The sequence below is a fragment of the Sphingomonas sp. SphC10 genome, assembly GCF_057004845.1.
Map to the genome: position 1 here is coordinate 1,905,751 of NZ_CM168044.1, position 19,332 is coordinate 1,925,082.

Sequence of the window (19,332 nt, forward strand, 5' to 3'; positions counted from 1 at the left end):
ACGCCGCGCTGAAACGGGACGTTCCGAAAGGTGACGTAATCCCAATAAATTGCAGATCATTTCTCAGTGATATTGATAGGGATCAATCGTATAGTTGATCGAGGTTGCTCAACCTCTGCCAGCCACGATCCGCGCCACCGGCTCAGCCTGTTCGGTGCCGCGTCGGGCGGCGGAAGGGCGGCCGTGATAATAACCCTGCTGCCACACCGCGCCGCTGACATAGGCGAGGTCGGCCATGGTCTGGGTTTCGACACCCTCGACGATCACTGTGCCCCCCAGTTCGCGGATCAGGCCGACCAGATGCGGCAGGCTGTGACAGGGTTCGCGATCGCGCACCGCCCGTTGCAGGAACAGGCCGTCGACCTTCACCAGCGCGGGCACCAGATCCATCAACTGGCGGATCGAGGTGAAGCCCGCCCCGAAATCGTCCAGGGCCAGCGTCGCCCCCATCGCGCGCAGCGCGCGGGCGAAGGCGATCGCGTCATGGATATGCGTGATCGGCTCGGTTTCGGTGATCTCGACGACCAGCCGTGCGGCAAGGTCGGGCTGCGCGGCCAGCATGGTCAGGACACCGCGCCACCAGCCGTTCAGATGTGCCGAGTTGGCCGAAATATTGACCGCCAGCACCGCGTCGGGATGCGCCCGCAGTTCATCCAGCACATGGCGCACCATCACCCGGTCGAAGGTCGAGGCGATCCCCGTCCGCTCCAGCGCCGGAAAGAGCGTCGATGGGGACAGCCCCGCGCCGGGATCGTCGAAGCGGACCAGCCCCTCGTGATAGAGGATTCGCGACGGGTCGGCATGATGACGGACCGGCTGCCAATGCGCCGCCATCCGCCCTTCGGCCGCGCAGCGAAAGGCCCGGGCAATCAGGTGCATGTCGTTCCTGTAAAGCGACAATCCGTCGTCGCCATGATCGCGCCGCACGTCGCGCGGGCCGCGATACCGGGGCGGCTCGTCATTCTGCCAGATCATTACCGCATGGACACCCGCACCGGGTTCGCCGGTCATCGCCTCGATATCGATCGGTTCGGCGGTCAGGCGATAGGACAGATCGGCCAGGCGCTCCTCAGGCACAGGCCCGTCATGCGCTACGTCGCCCAAGACTCGAAAGCGCCGGTGCGCCGTATCCTGCTCGATCCGCAACCCGAATTCGCACAGCCGGGTCGCGATACGGTGTGCGACATGCTCCGCCACGCCCGGCCCCCAACATGCCGCAATCAACTCGAAATTGCTGATCTCGATCTCAAACGCCCTGCTCGGCACCTAACCCCCGTCCCCCGCCAACGGGAACGCCGCCTTGGCGACACTCCCGGTCAAGCGTCAAGGGTAGCGAGCATGCCTACACTTGCAAGCGTACAGAACAGTTCGATCAGTCATGAAATGGCGATTAGTTAGGAAGTTAGACGCAATAAAAGCAAAGATTATCAATCCAGATTAGGCCGTAACCAACGTGTGGCCTGCGCCACATCGACGCCGCGCCGCACGGCATAGTCCGCCACCTGATCCTCACCGATCCGCGCCACGCCAAAATATTCCGCCTGGGCGTGCCCGAAATAGAAGCCGCTGACCGCCGCCGTCGGCAGCATCGCGAAGCTGTCGGTCAGTTCCAACCCGACCGCCTGTTCCGCGCCCAGCAGGTCGAACAGCGTCCGCTTGATGCTGTGTTCGGGGCAGGCGGGATAGCCCGGCGCGGGGCGGATGCCGCGATACTGCTCGCGGATCAGCGCCTCGTTGGTCAGCTGCTCGCCCGCCGCATAGCCCCACAGGTCGGTGCGGACATGGGCGTGCAGCCGCTCGGCAAAGGCTTCGGCCAGACGGTCGGCCAGCGCCTTGAGCAGGATGTCGTTATAATCGTCATGCCCGCGGCGGAAGCGTTCGATATGCGCGTCGATGCCGTGGATGCCTACCGCAAAGCCGCCGATCCAGTCGCCCGCCGGATCGATGAAGTCGGCCAGGCACATATTGGCGCGCCCCTCGCGCTTGGCGATCTGCTGGCGGAGGAACGGGATGCGGGTTTCCTCGCCCCCGCCCGTCAGGATCACGTCGTCGCCATCGCGGCGGCACGGCCACAGCGCAGCGACGCCGCGCGCGGTCAGCCACTTTTCAGCAATGATCGTGTCGAGCATGGCCTGCGCATCGGCATACAGCCCGCTGGCGCTCTCGCCGACCACTTCATCGGTCAGGATGGCGGGGAAATTGCCCGCCAGTTCCCAGGCGCGAAAGAACGGCGTCCAGTCGATATAGTCGCGCAGGTCGGACAGGTCCCAGTCTTGATAGACATGCACGCCCGGCTGCTGGGGCTCGCCCGCCTTCAACGCCATGTCCGCGACGAAGCCGCGCGCACGGGCTTCCTCCAGCGGCAGGAGCGCATTGGCCCCCTTGCCTTCGCGCGCCTTGCGGACGGCTTCGTAATCGGCCGCGACCTGCGCGACATAAGGGTCGCGCTGGGTATCGGACACCAGCGTCGTCGCCACGCCGACCGCGCGGCTGGCGTCGAGGACGTGGACCACCGGCCCCTCATAGGCGGGCGCGATGCGCAGCGCGGTGTGAACCTTCGAGGTCGTCGCGCCGCCGATCAGCAGCGGCATGGTCATGCCCGCGCGCTGCATCTCCTCGCCCACCGTCACCATCTCGTCGAGACTGGGGGTGATCAGGCCCGACAGGCCGATCATGTCGGCATCATGCTCGACTGCCGAGGCGATGATCTTCGACCACGGCACCATGACGCCCAGATCGACCACCTCGAAGCCGTTGCACTGGAGCACGACGCCGACGATGTTCTTGCCGATATCGTGCACGTCGCCCTTCACGGTCGCGAGCACGATCTTGCCCTTGCCCTTGGCACCGGGTTCCTTCGCCGCCTCGATGAAGGGCAGCAGGTGCGCCACCGCCTTCTTCATGACGCGGGCCGACTTCACCACCTGCGGCAGGAACATCTTGCCCGAGCCGAACAGGTCGCCGACGACGTTCATGCCGTCCATCAGCGGCCCTTCGATCACCTCGATCGGGCGGGCGAAGGCCTGGCGGCACTCCTCGGTATCGTCGACGACATGCGCGTCGATACCCTTGACCAGCGCATATTCCAGCCGCTTGGTGACGGGCAGGCTGCGCCATTCGGCGGCCTGCTTCTCCGCCACCGCATCGGTGCCGCGATAGCGCTCGGCCAGCGCGACCAGGCGTTCGCCCGCTTCGGGATCGCGGTTGAGCACGACATCCTCGCAGGCCGTGCGCAGCTCGGGATCGATCGTGTCGTACACGTCGAGCTGACCCGCATTGACGATCGCCATGTCCATGCCCGCCGGGATGGCGTGGTAGAGGAATACCGAGTGCATCGCGCGGCGGACCGGCTCGTTGCCGCGGAAGCTGAACGACAGGTTCGACAGGCCGCCCGAGATATGGACGTGGGGGCAGCGCGCCTTGATCTCGCGGCACGCCTCGATGAAGTCGACGCCGTAATTGTTATGTTCTTCGATGCCGGTCGCGACCGCAAAGACATTGGGGTCGAAGATGATGTCCTCAGGGGGAAAGCCGATCCCCATCAGCAGGTCGTAGGCGCGCGCGCAAATCTCGACCTTGCGGTCCTTGGTGTCGGCCTGACCGACTTCGTCGAACGCCATGACGACCACCGCCGCGCCGTACGCCATGCAGCGGCGGGCATAATGGAGGAACGCCTCCTCGCCTTCCTTCATGCTGATCGAGTTGACGATCGGCTTGCCGGACACGCACTTCAGCCCCGCCTCGATCACGCTCCATTTCGAGCTGTCGATCATGATCGGCACGCGCGCGATGTCGGGCTCGGCGGCGATCAGCTTGAGGAAGGTGGTCATGGCATATTCGGCGTCGAGCAGCCCTTCGTCCATGTTGACGTCGACCACCTGCGCGCCATTCTCGACCTGGCTGCGCGCCACCTCCACCGCGCGGGTATAGTCGCCCGCCAGGATCATCTTCTTGAACGCCGCCGAGCCGGTGACATTGGTCCGCTCGCCGACATTGACGAAATTGGTGGAGGAGGCGGTCTGGGTCATTTTTCGATCTCTATTCCTCCCCTTGCAGGGGAGGTGGCAGGGCGGAGCCCTGACGGAGGGGTGTCACGCTATCGAGAGGGGGGACACCCCTCCACCAGCTTCGCTGGTCCCCCTCCCCTTACAGGGGAGGAATTTCATGGTCATGCCGCCATGGTGAACGGCTCCAGCCCCGCCAGGCGGGTGACGACCGGCGGGGTCGGGATGGTGCGGGGCTTCATGCCGCGCACCTTGTCGGCGATCGCCTTGATATGCGCAGGCGTCGAGCCGCAGCAGCCGCCCAGCACATTGACCTGCCCCTCGACCGCCCATTCGCCGACCAGTCCGGCGGTGGTGACGGGCGCTTCGTCATAGGCGCCCAGTTCGTTGGGCAGCCCGGCATTGGGGTAGATCATGATCAGCGTGTCGCAGATTTCGCTCAGCGTCTTCACATGCGGGCGCAGCTGCTCCGCGCCGAACGAGCAGTTCAGCCCGATCGTCACCGGCCGGGCATGGCGAACCGCGTGCCAGAAGGCCTCGACCGTATGGCCCGACAGGTTGCGGCCCGACAGATCGGTCAGCGTCATCGACAGCATGATCGGAATCTCGCGGCCCAGCGCCTCGCCCGCCTCGATCACCGCCATGATCCCGGCCTTGGCGTTCAGCGTATCGAACACCGTCTCGATCAGGATGAAGTCCGCCCCGCCCTCGACCAGCGCATCGATCTGTTCGCGGTAGACGTCCTTGAGGTAATCGAAGTCGATCTCGCGATAACCCGGATCGTTGACGTCCGGCGACAGCGACAACGTCTTGTTGGTCGGCCCGATCGCGCCCGCGACGAAGCGGGGGCGGCCATCCCTGACGTGATATTCGTCGGCCAGACGGCGAGCGAGCTTCGCGCTCTCGACATTGATCTCGCGCACCAGATGTTCGGCGCCGTAATCGGCCTGGCTGATCCGGTTGGCGGAGAAGGTATTGGTCTCGGCGATATCCGCCCCCGCCTCGAAATAGGCGCGGTGGATCGCCTCGGGCACCTCCGGCTTGGTCAACGCCAGGATGTCGTTATTGCCCTTCTGGTCATGGGTCAGGCCCAGCGTGCCCGCATAGGCCGCCTCGTCCAGCTTCCAGTTCTGGATTTCCGTACCGAACGCGCCGTCGGTGATCAGGATGCGCTTGGCGGCTTCGGCCAGGAAGGTGTCGCGGGTCGTCATCGTCTTGCTCCTGCTCTGGCGAGCGTTCTTTTCATCCGGGTGGTGAGCCTCGGGCGGTTTGCCCGTGGCCTTCCCTCCCCCATCCCCTCCCGCCTGCGGGAGGGGCGTGCCTGGATCGTGGGTTATGCGCTGTCGCAGACCCCGACCCTCGAATTCATCTCTCCCCTCCCGCAGGCGGGAGGGGCCGGGGGAGGGCGAAGCCGCATGCGACGCAGCTTGCCGAACGCCCCTCCCCCAACCCCCTCCCGCCTGCGGGAGGGGGCTAATCGTCACGCCGCCGCGACCGCCTCGGCCTTCTTCCCCCGCACGCCCAGCAAATGGCTGATCGCATAGGCGAGTTCGGCGCGGTTCAAGGTATAGAAGTGGAACCCCTTCACCCCGCCCGCATAGAGGCGGCGGCACATCTCGGCCGAGATGGTCGCGGCGACCAGCTGGCGCGCGCCGGGATGGTCGTCCAGCCCTTCGAACAGCCGGTCCATCCAGTCGGGAATGCACGCCCCGCACATGGCGGCGAACTTGCGGGTCTGGGCCACGTTCGACACCGGCAGGATGCCCGGCACGATCTCGGCCGTGATCCCCGCCGCCGCCGCCGCATCGCGGAAGCGGAAATAGGCCTCGGGCGAGAAGAAGAATTGCGTGATCGCGCGGGTCGCGCCCGCATCGATCTTGCGCTTCAGATTGTCGATATCGGCCTGCTTGTCCACCGAGTCCGGATGGCATTCGGGATAAGCCGCGACCGAAATCTCGAACGGGTGCAGCTTCTTGAGGCCCGCGACCAGATCGGCCGCATTCTCATAGCCACCCGGATGGCTGACGAAACGCGCCCCCTCGGCGGGCGGATCGCCGCGCAGCGCCACGATATGCCGCACGCCCGCCGCCCAATATTCCTGCGCGACCTGATCGATCTCCTCGCGGGTTGCCTCGACACAGGTCAGGTGCGCGGCGGCGTCCATCGTCGTCTCGCGCTGGATGCGCGCGACGGTCGCATGGGTACGTTCGCGGGTCGAGCCGCCCGCACCATAGGTCACCGAGACGAAGCGCGGGTCCAGCGGCTCCAGCGTGCGGATCGCGTCCCAGAGCTGCGCATCCATCTTCTCCGTCTTGGGCGGGAAGAATTCGAAGCTGACCGCAATATCGCCGCCGACATCGGCGAACAGCGGTTCGTCATGCGCCAGCGCCGCTTCGGCCTGGGTCAGGATCGTGTTCGTCATGCCGCCTTCACCCTATTCGTCTCGACGGGCCGAAGCCCCTTCTTCACACCCAGCCAGAGCTTGACGGTCAGTTCGCCGCCCTCCAGCGTCCTCGTCTCGGCCAGTGTCAGCCCGGCGGGGCCGAACCAGCTGGCCATCTGTTCGTCGGCAAAGCCCAGGCGGCTATGCGCCGCCTTTTGCCGCAATTCCTCGCGGTCGTGCGGCGCGAAGTCGGCGATCAGCAACCGCCCGCCCGGCCCCAGCACCCGCGCCGCCTCGGCAATCGCCGCGCCGGGCTGCTGGGCGAAGTGCAGGACATGGTGCAGGATCGCGATGTCCGCCGCGCCGTCGCCCATGGGGAGCGCATAAAGGTCCGCCTGCCGCAGCTCGGTATTGGCGCGGCCGTGCAGCTTGGCGCGGGCCAGCCGCAGCATCTCCGACGAGCGGTCGATGCCCAGCGCGCTCTCGGCCCGGTCGCCGAACAGCTCGAGCATCCGCCCGGTGCCGGTGCCGATGTCGATCAGCGCGCCCAGATCGCCCTGGCCGATCAGGCCCGCCATCGCCTCCTCGATCTCGCTGTCCGCGACATGGAGCGAACGGATCGCGTCCCACTCGCCCGCATGATCCTCGAACCAGGCCGCCGCACTCGCCGCCCGGTCGGCGCGCACCGCTGCCAGTCGCGCAATGTCCGCCACCATCCAGGGGTCGGGCGTCTCCGCCGTCCAGCGATCGAGCGCCGCGGTCATCGGCTCCACCGCCTCCCGGTCGCCCAGCGCCACGAAGACCCAACTGCCTTCCTTGCGCCGCTCGGCCAGTTCGGCATCGACCAGGATCTTCACATGGCGGCTGACGCGCGGCTGGCTCTGGCCCAGCACCTGCGCCAGTTCGCCCACCGACAGCTCCATCGAGCGGAGCAGCGCCAGGATGCGCAGCCGCGTCGGATCGCTGAGGGCGCGAAAGATTTCGAGCGCGTTGGCCATGGATCACGATATAAAGATATCTTTATATGCGGTCAACGGAGCGAATTCATGAAGAACAGCTCGGACCCGAAACGGTTGATCTGCGTTGGCACGCCGATCATATGTTCGAAACGGGAGTGTTTGCCATGAAGAAGGCCCTTATCCTCGCCCTGACCGGTGCCGCCGCGATCTCGCTGGCCGCGTGCAGCGAAAACAGCCAGCAGCAGACCAAGCAGGCCGCCGACGCGATCGGTTCGGACGTCAAGGCGACGACGCAGAACGCGTCCGACGATGTCGAGGCCGCGACCGCCAAGGCGCTGAACTCGGCCGAGAACGCCATGGACAAGGCGGGCGACAAGCTGGACCGCGCCGGAGACCGCGCCGCCGCGCAGGCCGATCGTGCGGGTGACAATATCGACCGTGGCCTGGACCGCGCCGGCGACAAGATCGAGAACGGTGCGGCCAATGCCCGCCAGGCGACCGGCAACGCGCTGGTCCGTGCGGGCGAGGACGTCCGCCGCTAAGGGCTTTATCCTTCGGGGTATGGAAGCGGGTCGGCGAGGATCGTCGACCCGTTTTTTGTTGGCGCTCGGTTTTCCCTTGGCCTTCGACTTCGCTCAGGCTGAACGGATTGAGGATCTTTTGGCCCCATATCCCAACCTCCGTTCAGCCTGAGCGTAGTCGAAGGCCACGCCCAAACGCCCCCAAAGGTCAGTCGAACCGGACCTTCCCCCGCCCCGCCTTCACCTGGGCCCGCCCCTTCTTGGCATCCACCCGCCGCGTCTGCGACGCCCGCGTCGGCTTGGTCGGTCGCCGCTTCTTCGGCACGATCGTCGCCTCGCGGATCAGCTCGATCAGCCGTTCGCGCACCTCGCGCCGGTTCATTTCCTGCGAGCGGCTGGCATCGGCGCGCAGGGTCAGCACGCCGTCCTTGCTCAGCCGCTGTCCGGCCAGCACCGCAAGGCGCATCTTCACCGCCTCGGGCAGGCTGGGCGAGCCGCCCACGTCGAAACGCAGCAGCACCGCACTGTCGGTCGTGTTGACATGCTGCCCGCCCGGCCCGGAGGCGCGGGTGAAGCTCTCGGCGATCTCGCGCTCGTCGATCGCGATGGCGCGGGTGACGGGGATCAGCGCCATCGCATGTCCGCCTAGTTCTGGAAGATGCCGAAGCGTTCCGGGACCGGCGCCTCGGCGATGATCGGATCCTTCTCGCCGCGCGGCACGGTCAGGCTGGCGGCGTGGAGCAGCATGCCCCCCGGCTCGCCCGCGCCATAGACCGGATCGCCGACGACCGGAGCACCCAGGCCGGTGGCGGCATGGACGCGAATCTGGTGCGTGCGACCGGTCTCGGGCCGGAACTCGACCAGCGTGCGGCCATCCTCATGACGCAGCGCGCGCCAGCCGGTCCGCGCGGACTTGCCCGACGGGTCGCCGACCATCCGCCAGCCTTCTTCCATGGTCGACACCTTGGCGAGCGGAAGGTCGATCATCCCTTCCCCCTCGACCAGGCCGTTCAGCACCGCGAGGTAGCGCTTCTCGACCAGCCCGCCCTCAAACGCCTGTTGGAAACGGGCATGGGCCTTGGGGTTGCGCGACAGGAGCAGGCAGCCGCTGGTGTCACGGTCCAGCCGATGGACCGCATGGGGCCAGCGCTTGAAGCCGAACTTCAGCGATTCCAGATGGTTTTCGAGGCTGATCGACCCGTTGCGGGGCCGATCCACGGGCAAGCCCGCCGGTTTGTCGATTACCAGCGCTTCGCCGTCGATGAAAAGAACGCGATCTCCGTGCATCGCGCTCCCTTGCCACCGTGCGCGCCGACATGCCAGAGCCGCGCGCGTCATGCCGACCGCTCCTGCCGCTCTCCTGCGTTTTCTGGCGCTGCTGATCTTCGCCGCGCTGCCCGTCGCGGTGCAGGCGCAATCCTGCGACGGCACGCTGCCGCCGCCGGGACCTGACGGGCGGGTTGCGGGGCATTTCCCCTATGGCGACGCATCGGCACAGGACATCGTGCCCGCCCCCGCCGGGTTCGGGCTGAAGCCCTATTGCAAGGTCCACCGTGCGATGCTGGCGGACCTGCAACGGCTGCTCGATGCGGCCAGGGCCGATCCGGCGGTCGGCGGCGAATTGCGCGGCCTGTCCTGCCACCGCGAGGTCGCCCGCCAGCGCAACGTCTTCTGCCGCGACCGCAGCGTGTCCGCCGCCGAGCGCGCCATCTCGGTCGCACCGGCGGGTTATAGCGAACATGCGACCGGCTATGCGATCGACTTCGCGGTGCGGCCAGCCCGTGGCTGCCCCGATGCAGAGGCGTGCATGGCCGCGTCTCCGGCGGCGCGCTGGCTGATCGCCAATGCGCGGCGCTTCGGCTTCGAGATGAGCTTTCCGGCGGGCAACAGGCAGCGGGTGAAGTGGGAGCCGTGGCATTGGCGCTGGGTCGGGACCAGTCCCGGTGAGCCGGGGGCGGTGCAGGCGCGGGCGGTCTTCGCCAAAGCGCGCGCGCAGTTTCCGGCCGATCCGGGGATACGCGATCCGTTGAAGGTCGTGGTGAAAAGCCAGCCGCCGGTGCCGATGGTTCCGGTAGCAGCGCCCCCTGCGCCGGTGAGGAAGAAGGGGCGGCGGCGATAGGGTTTCCCTTGGCCTTCGACTTCGCTCAGGCTGAACGGTTGTTGGGTGCGATTCCAATCCCCAAACGCCGTTCAGCCTGAGCGAAGTCGAAGGCCACGCCCGACGCTAATCAAATAGGAAAAACGGGGGCGCCCATCGGCACCCCCGTCCTCCGATCATCCGAACAGCTTGGCGGCCGTCTCGGCGATGCGCTTGCCCTGATAGCGTGCCCCGTCCAGATCGACCTGGCTCGGCTGGCGGCTGCCGTCGCCATCGGCCAGCGTCGATGCGCCATAGGGCGTACCGCCATGCACTTCCTTGACGCCCATCTGGCCCTGGAAGCCGTAATCCAGCCCGACGATGGTCATGCCGTGATGGATCAGGTTGGTCAGGACCGAGAACAGGGTGGTTTCCTGCCCGCCATGCTGGCTGGCGGTCGAGGTGAAGGCACCGCCGACCTTGCCGACCAGACCCCCCTTCATCCAGACGCCACCGGTGGTGTCCCAGAAGGCCGCCATCTGGCTCGCCATCCGGCCATAGCGGGTCGGGGTGCCGACGATGATCGCGTCATACTGGGTCAGCGCGTCGGGGCCCTCGATCTCGGGATGCGCGGTGTCGGTCTTGAAGTGCGCGGCGGCGACCACCTCGGCGGGCGCGGTTTCGGCGACGCGGCGGATGTCCACCTCGGCACCACCGGCACGCGCGCCCTCGGCGACGGCGTCGGCCATCTGCTCGATATGGCCGTAAGACGAATAATAAAGCACCAGAACCTTGGCCATGTCAGTAACTCCCTTCGAAAAAAACGAACTTATTCCGAATCGACCAGAACGATCTCGGCATCCTCGATCGCGGTGATCGTCACGGTCCGGCCACCCAAAAGGGCCGCACCGTCCCGAGCCGCGAACGGCACACCGTCGATTTCGATCCGCCCGGTGGCGGGCACGAGATAGGCGTGACGCCCCTCGCCCACGCTGTGCTCCAGGCTCTCCCCGGCGCGCAGCGTCGCGCCCAGCACGCGGGCGTCGGCCCGAATGCGCAGCGTATCGCCATCCTCGTCGTACCCGCTGGCCAGCGTCACGAACTTGCCCGAACGCTCGCCCTTCGGGAACGGCTTGGCGCCCCAGCTCGGCTGGCCGCCCCGGCTGCGCGGCTCGATCCAGATCTGGAACAGCGTCGTCGGCTCGGCCTCGAGATTATATTCGGCATGGCGCACGCCCGAGCCTGCGCTCATCACCTGCACGTCGCCCGCCGCGGTGCGGCCGACATTGCCCATCGAGTCCTGATGCGTGATCGCACCCGTGCGGACATAGGTGATGATCTCCATGTCGGCATGGGGATGCGGCGGAAAGCCCGCATTCGGCGCGATGACGTCGTCGTTCCACACCCGGATCGCGCCCCAGCCCATGCGGGCGGGATCATAGTAATTGGCGAACGAGAAATGGTGCCGGGCGTCCAGCCAGCCATGGTTCGCATGGCCCAGGCTTTCGAAGCTGCGGCGGTCGATGGCCTTTTCGGCGGTAATGGCAGTCATGGAATTTCTCCCTTGGTTGCCCACAAGATAGGGCCGATTATGATCGCGTAAACGGAAACGCTGGAAACCGATCGTTTCCACGTTCATTGTAGCGCGAAGCCGAGCCATTGCCGGGTCGCGCGAGAGGCATGAGGGGTGTCGATGCGTCTGCCGGATCTGGAAGCCTGGGCGATTTTCGCCGCCGTGGTCGAGCATCGATCGTTCAGCGCCGCCGCCGATGCGATCGGCCTGTCCAAGGCCACCGTGTCCAAGGCGATCACCCGGCTGGAGGCGCAACTCAACCAGTCGCTGTTCCACCGCACCTCGCGCCGCCTGGCCCTGACCGAGGCGGGAAAGCCGCTCGCCGAGCATGCCGCGCGCATCCTGGCCGAAGCCCGCGCCGCCGAGGAAGCCGCACGCGACGCCGCCAGCGCGCCCGCAGGCCGCATCCGGCTGGCCGCACCCATGTCGTTCGGCGTCACCAATATCGCGCCCGTCATCGCCGACTTCCTAGCCGCGCATCCCGGCATCGAAATCGAACTCAGCCTGTCCGACGCGCGGGTCGATATCGTCGCCGAAGGCTATGACATCGCGCTACGCATCGCCGACCTGCCCGACAGCTCGCTACGCGCGCGGCGGCTCTGCGGGATTTCCACCCATGTCATCGCTTCGCCCGCCTATCTGGCCGAGCATGGCACACCCAGCCATCCCAATGAACTCGGCGAGCACCGGCTGCTGGGCTATGCCAATATCACCGGCCCCTGGCGTTTCCGCCATCCCGGCGGCGCGGAAGTGTCGGTGCGGCCGCAGGGACCGCTGACCGCCAATAGCGGCGATGCACTGGTGCCCGCCGTCCTGGCGGGGCTGGGCATCGCGCGACTGCCGGGCTTCATCATCGGACCGCATCTGGCCTCGGGCCGTGCGGTCGCGATCCTGGAGGAGTGGACGCCGCCGCCGATCGGGCTCCACCTGCTCACCCCGCCCAGCCCCTTGCGCCCCGCGCGGGTCGAGGCGCTGATCGCCTGGCTGGCCGACCGGGTGCGCGATCCGTGCATCGCCGCGCAAAGCACGGAGAGTCTGCGATGAACCGGCTTCGCCCCGACGAAGGCGATGCGCGCTTCATCCGCCGCATCGTCCTGACCCTGCTGATCCTGGCGGTGACCGCCGCGCTGTTCCGCGCGGGCGACCTGTTGATCCTGGCCTTCGGGTCGATCCTGGGCGCGATCGTCATCCATGCCATTGCCGACCTCTATGCCGATCACCTGCCAATCGGACCCAAGCGTTCGCTGACCCTGTCGATCGCGACGGTGCTGGCGGTGCTGGGTTTCCTCGCCTGGCTGTTCGGCGTCGCCTTTCGCCAGCAGTTGAACACGCTGGTCACGCAATTGCCGCTGCTGATCGACCAGCTTGCCGCCTGGGCGTCGCAATCGCCGGTCGGGGCCAAGGTGGTCGACGCGGTGCGTGCCGCCTTTGCGGGCAGCCGCGTAGCGCGCGACATCGGCGGCCTCGTTTCCGGGGCGGGCGAGTTCGTGCTCAACTGCCTGTTGCTGCTGGTCGGCGCGCTGTTCTTCGCCGCCGATCCGAAAATCTATGAGCGCGGTTTCCTGCTGCTGATTCCCCGTTCGATGCGCCCCGCCATGGAGGATGCGCTGTTCGATACCGGATCGACCCTGCGGCTGTGGTTGCGTGCGCAGCTGATCCAGATGACGACGATGGGCGTACTGGTAGGCGTCGGCCTGGCGATTGCGGGCGTGCCCTCGGCTGCCGCGCTGGGGCTGTTGACGGGGCTCAGCGAGTTCGTCCCCTATGTCGGGCCGATCGCCGCGATGCTGCCCGCCCTGGGGCTGGCGGCGCAGGGCGGCAACGGCGCGATCATCGGCACGCTCATCACCTTTGCGGTCGTCCGGCTGGTCCAGACCAACGCGATCACCCCCTTCGTCACCAGCCGAGTCGTCGCGATCCCGCCCGCCGTCACCCTGTTCGCGATCATCGGCATCGGTACAATTTTCGGGCTGTTCGGGCTGTTCTTTTCCGCCGCGCTGCTGATCGTCGCCTTCACGCTGATCCGCAGCCTGTATCTGCGCGAAGTTCTGGGCGAGAATATTCCGGCCGTCGAGCATCACAGCCTGCTTGGCCCCGGAGCCCGGGTGAGACAAGATAATGATAATGCAGGTTAGGGACGAATTAACCTTTTACGTTCACATCCACGTTGGTTAATGATTGGAGCGTCAGGTCGCCGGGGCAAGGGGGGCGATCACTCGCAAATGGGGACTGTCGATGCGCGTATTGCTGATCGAAGACGAACCGACGACCGCCAAGGCGATCGAGCTGATGCTCGGCAGCGAAGGTTTCAACGTCTATACGACCGACCTGGGCGAGGAAGGCCTCGATCTCGGCAAGCTGTATGATTACGACATCATCCTGCTCGACCTGAACCTGCCCGACATGCACGGCTATGACGTGCTGAAGCGTCTGCGCGTCGCGCGCGTCTCGACGCCGGTGCTGATCCTGTCGGGCATCAACGAGATGGATTCGAAGGTGCGCAGCTTCGGCTTCGGCGCCGATGATTACGTCACCAAGCCCTTCCACCGCGAAGAACTGATCGCGCGCATCCACGCCGTGGTCCGCCGGTCCAAGGGCCATTCGCAGTCGATCATCCGCACCGGCAAGCTGGCCGTCAATCTCGACGCCAAGACGGTCGAGGTCGACAATGCCCGCGTCCACCTGACCGGCAAGGAATATGCGATGCTGGAGCTGCTCTCGCTCCGCAAGGGCACTACGCTGACTAAGGAAATGTTCCTGAACCACCTTTATGGCGGGATGGACGAGCCGGAGCTGAAGATCATCGACGTCTTCATCTGCAAGCTGCGCAAGAAGCTCAGCCTGGCCTGCGACGGCGAGAATTATATCGAGACGGTGTGGGGCCGCGGCTATGTGCTGCGCGAGCCCGACGATGTGGAGCAGGCGGAGGTCGCCTGATCTTCCTGTCCGTTATGAAGAAGGCCGGTTCGCGGGAGGCGCGGACCGGCCTTTTTATGGGGGTTTCCCACGTCCCTCCCTACCCCATCAGACTGGGGCTCGCCGCCGCCGAAGCGCCAGGACGAGCAACGCCAATCCCCCGGCCATCAACACCATGCTGGCCGGTTCCGGCACCGGCGCCGGGCTTCCTCCGCTGCTCCCGGTCCCGCCCGAACTGCTCGGCGGATTGGACGTGCCCGGCACATAGGTGCCGATATAGGTCCCCAAATGGAACTCGCCATTCTGGATCAGGCTGCCGAACACGGCCGAGCCCTCGATATAATTGCCGGTGGTCGCCGCCGCCTTGGGCGCGAGGATCGATCCCTTCCAGGCAGTGGTCAATTCCAGGCTGGTCGCGTCGGGGAAGTTCCAGATGACATGCTGACCCAGGCCGGTCGCGCCGTTCAGGAAATTGTCATCCAGCCGCACCGTGCTGCCATGCACATTGACGATGACCGTATCGGCACCGTTCGGATTGAATGCGATCTCGCCGAACCGCGTCAGGTCGGCCGCGTTCAGGTTGAACACGCCGACGCCATTCGCCCCCGCCACGATGTTGAACGTCGCGCGGTTGCCGCTGATCGATACCTGCGCCGTGGCGGACAGGGCGGCATAGCTGTTCGACAGGTCGGTCATGCTGCTGGTCAGCAGCGACTTTTGCTGGTTCAGCCCCGTGACGAAGCCGGGATCGCTCACGCCCAGACCCGACAGGACGATATTCTGATTGATGTTGGTGTTGGACAGCAGACCGCCGACCTTCACCGTCTGGATCCCACCGTTCAAGTTGAACCCGCTCGCCACGTTGCCGCCGATCAGTGCGCCCGAACCGTTGTTGAGGTTCTTCGTGCCGCCCAAGACATTCCCAACCACGGTCAGGCCGGGCACCGCATAGGTCGAACTGGGCACCGAGGCGATCTGGTAATTGGATGAGTTGCCGCTCAGATTACCGCCGACAAAGGTCCGCCCCTCCACCTCCGAACTGGAGGTCAGGTCCCCCAGCACGATGAGGTTCCATTCCTTGAGAGCATCTATGCCGACCACGGGCGACGCGACGGCCAGCGAAGGGATGGCGGCCGCGATCAGGCCGATGGCGAGGAGACGGTTATTCATGTTCCCAGATTACGGGGGCAAGTCCTGCCAAATTATTAGCTTCTCGGCCGCCGGGTCATCCGATTCGGAGGGTTTTTACGGCCGATCTGGACACTTGCGTCAGCGGCGCTCCCACACCTTCTGCCCGCCGATCCAGGTTTCCTCGACCTGGGTGGCGCGCAATTCGCTGGGGTTGATGTCCAGCGGGTTGCGGTCGACGATGATGAAGTCCGCCTGCTGCCCCTGCCCCAGTCGCCCGAACAGGTCTTCGGCAAACCCGGCATAGGCGCCGTCCATGGTGAAGGCGCGCCATGCCGCCTCGCGCCCGACGATCTCCTGCGGCTGCCACCCGCCATAGGGCTGGCCGTCCGGGCCTTGCCGGGTGATCGCCGCCGCCCAGCCCGCAAAGGGGTCGGGCCGCTCGACCGGATAGTCCGAACCGAACACCAGGGTCGCGCCGTTCTTCAGCATGGTGTTCCAGGCATAGGCGCCCGTCAGCCGCGCCGGGCCCAGCCGCGCCTCGGCCATCTGGCGGTCGCTGGTTTCGTGCACCGGCTGCATCGAGGCGACGATGCCATGCTTGCCGAAGCGCGGCAGGTCCGCCGGATCGACGATCTGCGCATGTTCGATCCGCCAGCGCCGATCGCCCTTATAGGTCTCGGCCAGTTCGTCGATCGCGTCGAGCACCTGCGCATTGGTGCGGTCGCCGATCGCGTGGACGGCGATCTGATACTTGTCCATCGCCGCGCGGCTCATCAAGTTGCGGATCACGTCATCCGACATGAATCCCAGCCCGGTCTGGCCCGGCGCATCGGCATAGGGCTGCTTCAGCCACGCGCCGCGCGAACCCAGTGCGCCGTCGCCGTACAGCTTCACGCCGACCAGCCGAAGCCTGTTGTTGTACAGCCAGGGCGTCGGCCCGGTGCCGCCGATCCGCACCGTATCGTCGACGCCGCCGCCATAGCTCATGATCCGCACGCGCAGGTTTCCGGCATCGCCCATCCGGCGATAGGTCATCCACTCGTCCAGCGTCGTGCCCATATCGGCGGTCGCGGTGATGCCGTGGCTCAGCAAGTCGTTCTGCGCCTTCAGGAAGGCGGCGTTTCGATCCTTGGCCAGCGGCTGCGGAATGGCCTTCTGGATCAACGCCATGGCGGCATCGACGAACACGCCGGAGGGCTGGCCGCCGACCTTCTCGATCCGGCCGCCAGCGGGCGAGACGGTCTTGGCGGTGATCCCCGCCGCCTTCATCGCCGCGCTGTTGGCCCAGAGCGCATGGCCATCGGCGCGCTCCATGACTACCGGACGGTCGGCGACGGCGGTGTCCATATCGGCGGCGGTGGGGAAGCGACCCAAGGCCCAGCTTTCCTGGTTCCAGCCGCCGCCCAATATCCATTTCCGCTCAGGGTTGGCGGCGACATAGGCGGCGATCCGCGCCTTCGCCTCGTCCAGCGACTTGGTGGTCGCCAGGTCCAGCTCGATCTGACGGAAGCCCAGCGCCATGACATGCCCATGCGAATCGACGAAGCCGGGCAGCATCACCCGCCCCTTCATGTCCGCCCGCCAGTCGAGTTTTTCGGGGCGCTTGTCCTTGGCGCCCAGCAGCTTCACGACCTTGCCGTCCGGGGTCAGCAACAGGCCGGTGAAGCGCACGACCTTGCCGTCCTTGTCGAGCGTCAGGCCCGTGACATTGTCGACCAGCGCATCGGCAAAGGCCGCAGCCGGGGTCAGCGCGATCGCCAGCGCGGTCAGCGTGGCGCGGAGGATGCGGGAGGGGGAAGCCTGCTTTACCATGGGCCGATCCCTATCGGGTGAAGGCGAAGGTGGGAAGCGGGGGCCGTCATCATTCCTCCCCTGCGAGGGGAGGAAGTTTCTCCATCCTTCACGACCGCCGCACCACCTCGCGAATCACGAAGTGCGAGGCCAGCCGCGTCACCCCCGGCAGGCGCGCCAGCGTTTCGCGGTGGATACGCTCGTAACTGTCGTCGCGGCGGACCTCGACCTGGATCATATAGTCCGCCTCGCCGCTCATCAGAAAGCATTCGACGATCTCGGGACAGCGCAGGATTTCGCGCTCGAACGCCGCCATGGTATCCTGCCGCTGGTCCTTCAGCGTGACGTTGACCATCACGATCGAGGGCCGCCCGCGCGCCTCATGGCTCAGGATCGCGCGATATCCGGCGATGACCCCGCTTTCGCGAAGCTGCGCCACGCGGCGATGCGCGGCACTGGCGGACAGGCCGACCTTCTCGCCCAGCGCGGCGCTGGTCAGGTCGGAATCGCGGGCCAGCTGGGCCAGGATGCGGCGGTCGATCGCGTCGGACATTTCATCCCGATACACAGGCCGAAGACGCACGAATATCCCAAATTATACGATGCCACGGGACCGCTTTGCACACCTCTCCCACCCCATCGGCGCTATTATCGGGGCAACGCTTTTTCAGGAGAGTTCATCATGCGCGTCGGTGTTCCCAAGGAAATCAAGAACCACGAATATCGCGTCGGCCTGACCCCGCCATCGGTCGCCGAGCTGGTCGCCGCCGGTCACGAGGTGATCGTCGAGACCAAGGCCGGCACCGGCATCGATTTCGAGGACCAGGACTATGTCGACGCGGGCGCGCGCATCGTTGCCAGCGCCGCCGAGGTGTTCGAGCAGGCCGAGATGATCGTGAAGGTCAAGGAGCCGCAGGCGGTCGAGGTCGCGATGCTGCGCCCGCACCATGTGCTGTTCACCTATCTCCACCTCGCCGCCGACAAGCCGCAGGCCGAGGGCCTGATGAAGTCGGGCGCGACCTGCATCGCCTATGAAACCGTCACCAGCCCCCGCGGCGGCGTGCCGCTCCTGAAGCCGATGTCGGAAGTCGCGGGCCGCATGGCGGTGCAGGTCGGCGCGCATTATCTCGAAAAGCAGCAGGGCGGCCGTGGCATCCTGCTTGGCGGCGTGCCGGGCGTGGCACCGGCCAAGGTCGCGATCCTAGGCGGCGGCGTCTCGGGCGTGAACGCGGCGCAGATGGCCGTGGGCCTGCGCGCCGACGTCACCATCTATGACATCAACAACGATCGTCTGGCCGAGCTGGACATGTTCTTCTCCAGCCAGATCAAGACCGCCTATGCGTCGAAGGCGGCGATCGCGGCAGCGGTGAAGAACGCGCACCTCGTCATCGGCGCGGTACTGGTGCCCGGCGCGGCGGCGCCGAAGCTGGTCACCCGCGACATGCTGAAGACGATGAAGCGCGGCTCGGTGATGGTCGACATCGCGATCGACCAGGGCGGCTGCTTCGAGACCAGCCATGCCACCACCCACCAGGACCCGGTGTTCGAGGTCGACGGCGTCATCCATTACTGCGTCGCCAACATGCCCGGCGCGGTCGCCCGCACCTCGACCTTCGCGCTGAACAACGCGACGCTGCCCTTCGCGGTGAAGCTGGCGAACATGGGCGCCGAGGCCGCGATGAAGGCCGACGCGCATCTGGCGAATGGCCTGAACGTCTCGGGCGGCAAGATCCGCCACGCGGCGGTCGCCGAAGCGCTCGACCTGCCGTTCGAGGCCTGGGCAGGCTAAACCGCTCCTGCCGTTCGCACTGAGCGAAGTCGATCCGGGCCATGGCCGCAAGGCTGCCCGTGGCCTTCGACTTCGCTCAGGCTGAACGGGCTTGGGGGCTAGCGACCGCTCCGTTCACGCTGAGCGAGGTCGAAGCGCACGCCCTTCCCTACGCCACGAGGGCCCGAATGAGTTCGCGCGGAGACGCG

Annotated in this window: 18 protein-coding genes; 6 read left to right on the plus strand and 12 right to left on the minus strand. The window is 66.4% G+C overall.

All coding sequences use genetic code 11. The features are described from left to right. Window positions 1-108: 108 nt before the first annotated feature. From ACWKSV_RS08575 to ACWKSV_RS08595, 5 genes are all read right to left on the minus strand, one after another. Entirely contained in the window at window positions 109-1,266 is a 1,158-nt protein-coding gene (locus tag ACWKSV_RS08575) for an EAL domain-containing protein (RefSeq protein WP_076717032.1), read from the minus strand. 161 nt (window positions 1,267-1,427) lie between these two features. Next, a complete protein-coding gene (metH, locus tag ACWKSV_RS08580) occupies window positions 1,428-4,028 on the minus strand; it encodes a methionine synthase (protein ID WP_076717033.1) in 2,601 nt (866 codons plus the stop codon). Window positions 4,029-4,168: 140 nt separating this feature from the next. After that, window positions 4,169-5,215 carry a homocysteine S-methyltransferase family protein gene (locus ACWKSV_RS08585; RefSeq protein ID WP_076717035.1) on the minus strand — a complete coding sequence of 349 codons (1,047 nt, stop codon included), beginning with the start codon at window positions 5,213-5,215 and terminating at the stop codon, window positions 4,169-4,171. Between the two features lie 269 nt (window positions 5,216-5,484). Next, a complete protein-coding gene (gene metF / locus ACWKSV_RS08590; protein WP_076717037.1) occupies window positions 5,485-6,426 on the minus strand; it encodes a methylenetetrahydrofolate reductase in 942 nt (313 codons plus the stop codon). After that, window positions 6,423-7,385, minus strand: coding sequence for an ArsR/SmtB family transcription factor (locus tag ACWKSV_RS08595; RefSeq protein ID WP_076717039.1), 963 nt, complete (start codon window positions 7,383-7,385; stop codon window positions 6,423-6,425). Before ACWKSV_RS08595 ends, metF begins: the two co-directional genes overlap by 4 nt. Window positions 7,386-7,510: 125 nt before the next feature. Between ACWKSV_RS08595 and ACWKSV_RS08600 the strand changes: the two genes are divergently transcribed. Continuing rightward, the gene (locus tag ACWKSV_RS08600) at window positions 7,511-7,888 is read left to right on the plus strand and encodes a hypothetical protein (protein ID WP_076718327.1); all 378 of its coding nucleotides are present in this window, start codon (window positions 7,511-7,513) and stop codon (window positions 7,886-7,888) included. 187 nt (window positions 7,889-8,075) lie between these two features. Here ACWKSV_RS08600 and arfB read toward each other — a convergent pair whose 3' ends face one another. Both arfB and ACWKSV_RS08610 read right to left on the minus strand, forming a co-directional pair. Next, complete coding sequence (gene arfB / locus ACWKSV_RS08605) at window positions 8,076-8,501, minus strand: alternative ribosome rescue aminoacyl-tRNA hydrolase ArfB (RefSeq protein ID WP_042484906.1); 426 nt, start codon at window positions 8,499-8,501, stop codon at window positions 8,076-8,078. A gap of 11 nt (window positions 8,502-8,512) precedes the next feature. Beyond that, window positions 8,513-9,154, minus strand: coding sequence for an RluA family pseudouridine synthase (locus tag ACWKSV_RS08610; protein WP_076717041.1), 642 nt, complete (start codon window positions 9,152-9,154; stop codon window positions 8,513-8,515). 49 nt (window positions 9,155-9,203) lie between these two features. On the opposite strand from ACWKSV_RS08610, the gene ACWKSV_RS08615 reads away from it, so the two are divergent. Next, window positions 9,204-9,986: a M15 family metallopeptidase gene (locus ACWKSV_RS08615; RefSeq protein ID WP_076717043.1), complete on the plus strand. Its 783-nt coding sequence runs from the start codon at window positions 9,204-9,206 to the stop codon at window positions 9,984-9,986. Window positions 9,987-10,141: 155 nt separating this feature from the next. Here ACWKSV_RS08615 and wrbA read toward each other — a convergent pair whose 3' ends face one another. Together wrbA and ACWKSV_RS08625 are read right to left on the minus strand one after the other, a co-directional pair. Beyond that, window positions 10,142-10,744: an NAD(P)H:quinone oxidoreductase gene (wrbA, locus tag ACWKSV_RS08620; protein WP_076717044.1), complete on the minus strand. Its 603-nt coding sequence runs from the start codon at window positions 10,742-10,744 to the stop codon at window positions 10,142-10,144. A 29-nt stretch (window positions 10,745-10,773) separates the two neighbouring features. After that, on the minus strand, window positions 10,774-11,496 hold the full coding sequence (locus ACWKSV_RS08625) for a pirin family protein (RefSeq protein ID WP_076718329.1): 723 nt from the start codon (window positions 11,494-11,496) through the stop codon (window positions 10,774-10,776). Between the two features lie 141 nt (window positions 11,497-11,637). Here ACWKSV_RS08625 and ACWKSV_RS08630 point away from each other — a divergent pair, with 141 nt between their 5' ends. From ACWKSV_RS08630 to ctrA, 3 genes are all read left to right on the plus strand, one after another. After that, window positions 11,638-12,561, plus strand: a complete 924-nt coding sequence (locus ACWKSV_RS08630) for a LysR family transcriptional regulator (protein ID WP_076717046.1) — start codon at window positions 11,638-11,640, stop codon at window positions 12,559-12,561. Further along, on the plus strand, window positions 12,558-13,652 hold the full coding sequence (locus ACWKSV_RS08635; RefSeq protein WP_076717047.1) for an AI-2E family transporter: 1,095 nt from the start codon (window positions 12,558-12,560) through the stop codon (window positions 13,650-13,652). Before ACWKSV_RS08630 ends, ACWKSV_RS08635 begins: the two co-directional genes overlap by 4 nt. 100 nt (window positions 13,653-13,752) lie before the next feature. Continuing rightward, on the plus strand, window positions 13,753-14,454 hold the full coding sequence (gene ctrA, locus ACWKSV_RS08640; protein WP_042484892.1) for a response regulator transcription factor CtrA: 702 nt from the start codon (window positions 13,753-13,755) through the stop codon (window positions 14,452-14,454). A gap of 87 nt (window positions 14,455-14,541) precedes the next feature. Here the strand turns inward: ctrA and ACWKSV_RS08645 are convergent, their stop codons facing one another. The 3 genes from ACWKSV_RS08645 to ACWKSV_RS08655 form a co-directional block, all read right to left on the minus strand. Continuing rightward, window positions 14,542-15,603, minus strand: a complete 1,062-nt coding sequence (locus ACWKSV_RS08645) for a choice-of-anchor A family protein (protein WP_076717049.1) — start codon at window positions 15,601-15,603, stop codon at window positions 14,542-14,544. Between the two features lie 99 nt (window positions 15,604-15,702). Further along, window positions 15,703-17,376 (minus strand): amidohydrolase, encoded by a 1,674-nt coding sequence (locus ACWKSV_RS08650; RefSeq protein ID WP_076717050.1) that lies wholly within the window; start codon window positions 17,374-17,376, stop codon window positions 15,703-15,705. Between the two features lie 88 nt (window positions 17,377-17,464). Further along, window positions 17,465-17,908, minus strand: a complete 444-nt coding sequence (locus tag ACWKSV_RS08655; RefSeq protein WP_076718331.1) for an Lrp/AsnC family transcriptional regulator — start codon at window positions 17,906-17,908, stop codon at window positions 17,465-17,467. 129 nt (window positions 17,909-18,037) lie between these two features. On the opposite strand from ACWKSV_RS08655, the gene ald reads away from it, so the two are divergent. Next, complete coding sequence (ald, locus tag ACWKSV_RS08660; RefSeq protein ID WP_076717052.1) at window positions 18,038-19,144, plus strand: alanine dehydrogenase; 1,107 nt, start codon at window positions 18,038-18,040, stop codon at window positions 19,142-19,144. The last annotated feature ends 188 nt before the right edge of the window (window positions 19,145-19,332 follow it).

Coding starts and splice junctions, on each gene's coding strand:
- metH (WP_076717033.1), bottom strand. CDS start 4,028: ATGACCCAGACCGCCTCCTCCACCAATTTCGTCAATGTCGGCGAGCGG.
- ACWKSV_RS08585 (WP_076717035.1), bottom strand. CDS start 5,215: ATGACGACCCGCGACACCTTCCTGGCCGAAGCCGCCAAGCGCATCCTG.
- metF (WP_076717037.1), bottom strand. CDS start 6,426: ATGACGAACACGATCCTGACCCAGGCCGAAGCGGCGCTGGCGCATGAC.
- ACWKSV_RS08595 (WP_076717039.1), bottom strand. CDS start 7,385: ATGGCCAACGCGCTCGAAATCTTTCGCGCCCTCAGCGATCCGACGCGG.
- ACWKSV_RS08600 (WP_076718327.1), top strand. CDS start 7,511: ATGAAGAAGGCCCTTATCCTCGCCCTGACCGGTGCCGCCGCGATCTCG.
- arfB (WP_042484906.1), bottom strand. CDS start 8,501: ATGGCGCTGATCCCCGTCACCCGCGCCATCGCGATCGACGAGCGCGAG.
- ACWKSV_RS08610 (WP_076717041.1), bottom strand. CDS start 9,154: ATGCACGGAGATCGCGTTCTTTTCATCGACGGCGAAGCGCTGGTAATC.
- ACWKSV_RS08615 (WP_076717043.1), top strand. CDS start 9,204: ATGCCGACCGCTCCTGCCGCTCTCCTGCGTTTTCTGGCGCTGCTGATC.
- wrbA (WP_076717044.1), bottom strand. CDS start 10,744: ATGGCCAAGGTTCTGGTGCTTTATTATTCGTCTTACGGCCATATCGAG.
- ACWKSV_RS08625 (WP_076718329.1), bottom strand. CDS start 11,496: ATGACTGCCATTACCGCCGAAAAGGCCATCGACCGCCGCAGCTTCGAA.
- ACWKSV_RS08630 (WP_076717046.1), top strand. CDS start 11,638: ATGCGTCTGCCGGATCTGGAAGCCTGGGCGATTTTCGCCGCCGTGGTC.
- ACWKSV_RS08635 (WP_076717047.1), top strand. CDS start 12,558: ATGAACCGGCTTCGCCCCGACGAAGGCGATGCGCGCTTCATCCGCCGC.
- ctrA (WP_042484892.1), top strand. CDS start 13,753: ATGCGCGTATTGCTGATCGAAGACGAACCGACGACCGCCAAGGCGATC.
- ACWKSV_RS08645 (WP_076717049.1), bottom strand. CDS start 15,603: ATGAATAACCGTCTCCTCGCCATCGGCCTGATCGCGGCCGCCATCCCT.
- ACWKSV_RS08650 (WP_076717050.1), bottom strand. CDS start 17,376: ATGGTAAAGCAGGCTTCCCCCTCCCGCATCCTCCGCGCCACGCTGACC.
- ACWKSV_RS08655 (WP_076718331.1), bottom strand. CDS start 17,908: ATGTCCGACGCGATCGACCGCCGCATCCTGGCCCAGCTGGCCCGCGAT.
- ald (WP_076717052.1), top strand. CDS start 18,038: ATGCGCGTCGGTGTTCCCAAGGAAATCAAGAACCACGAATATCGCGTC.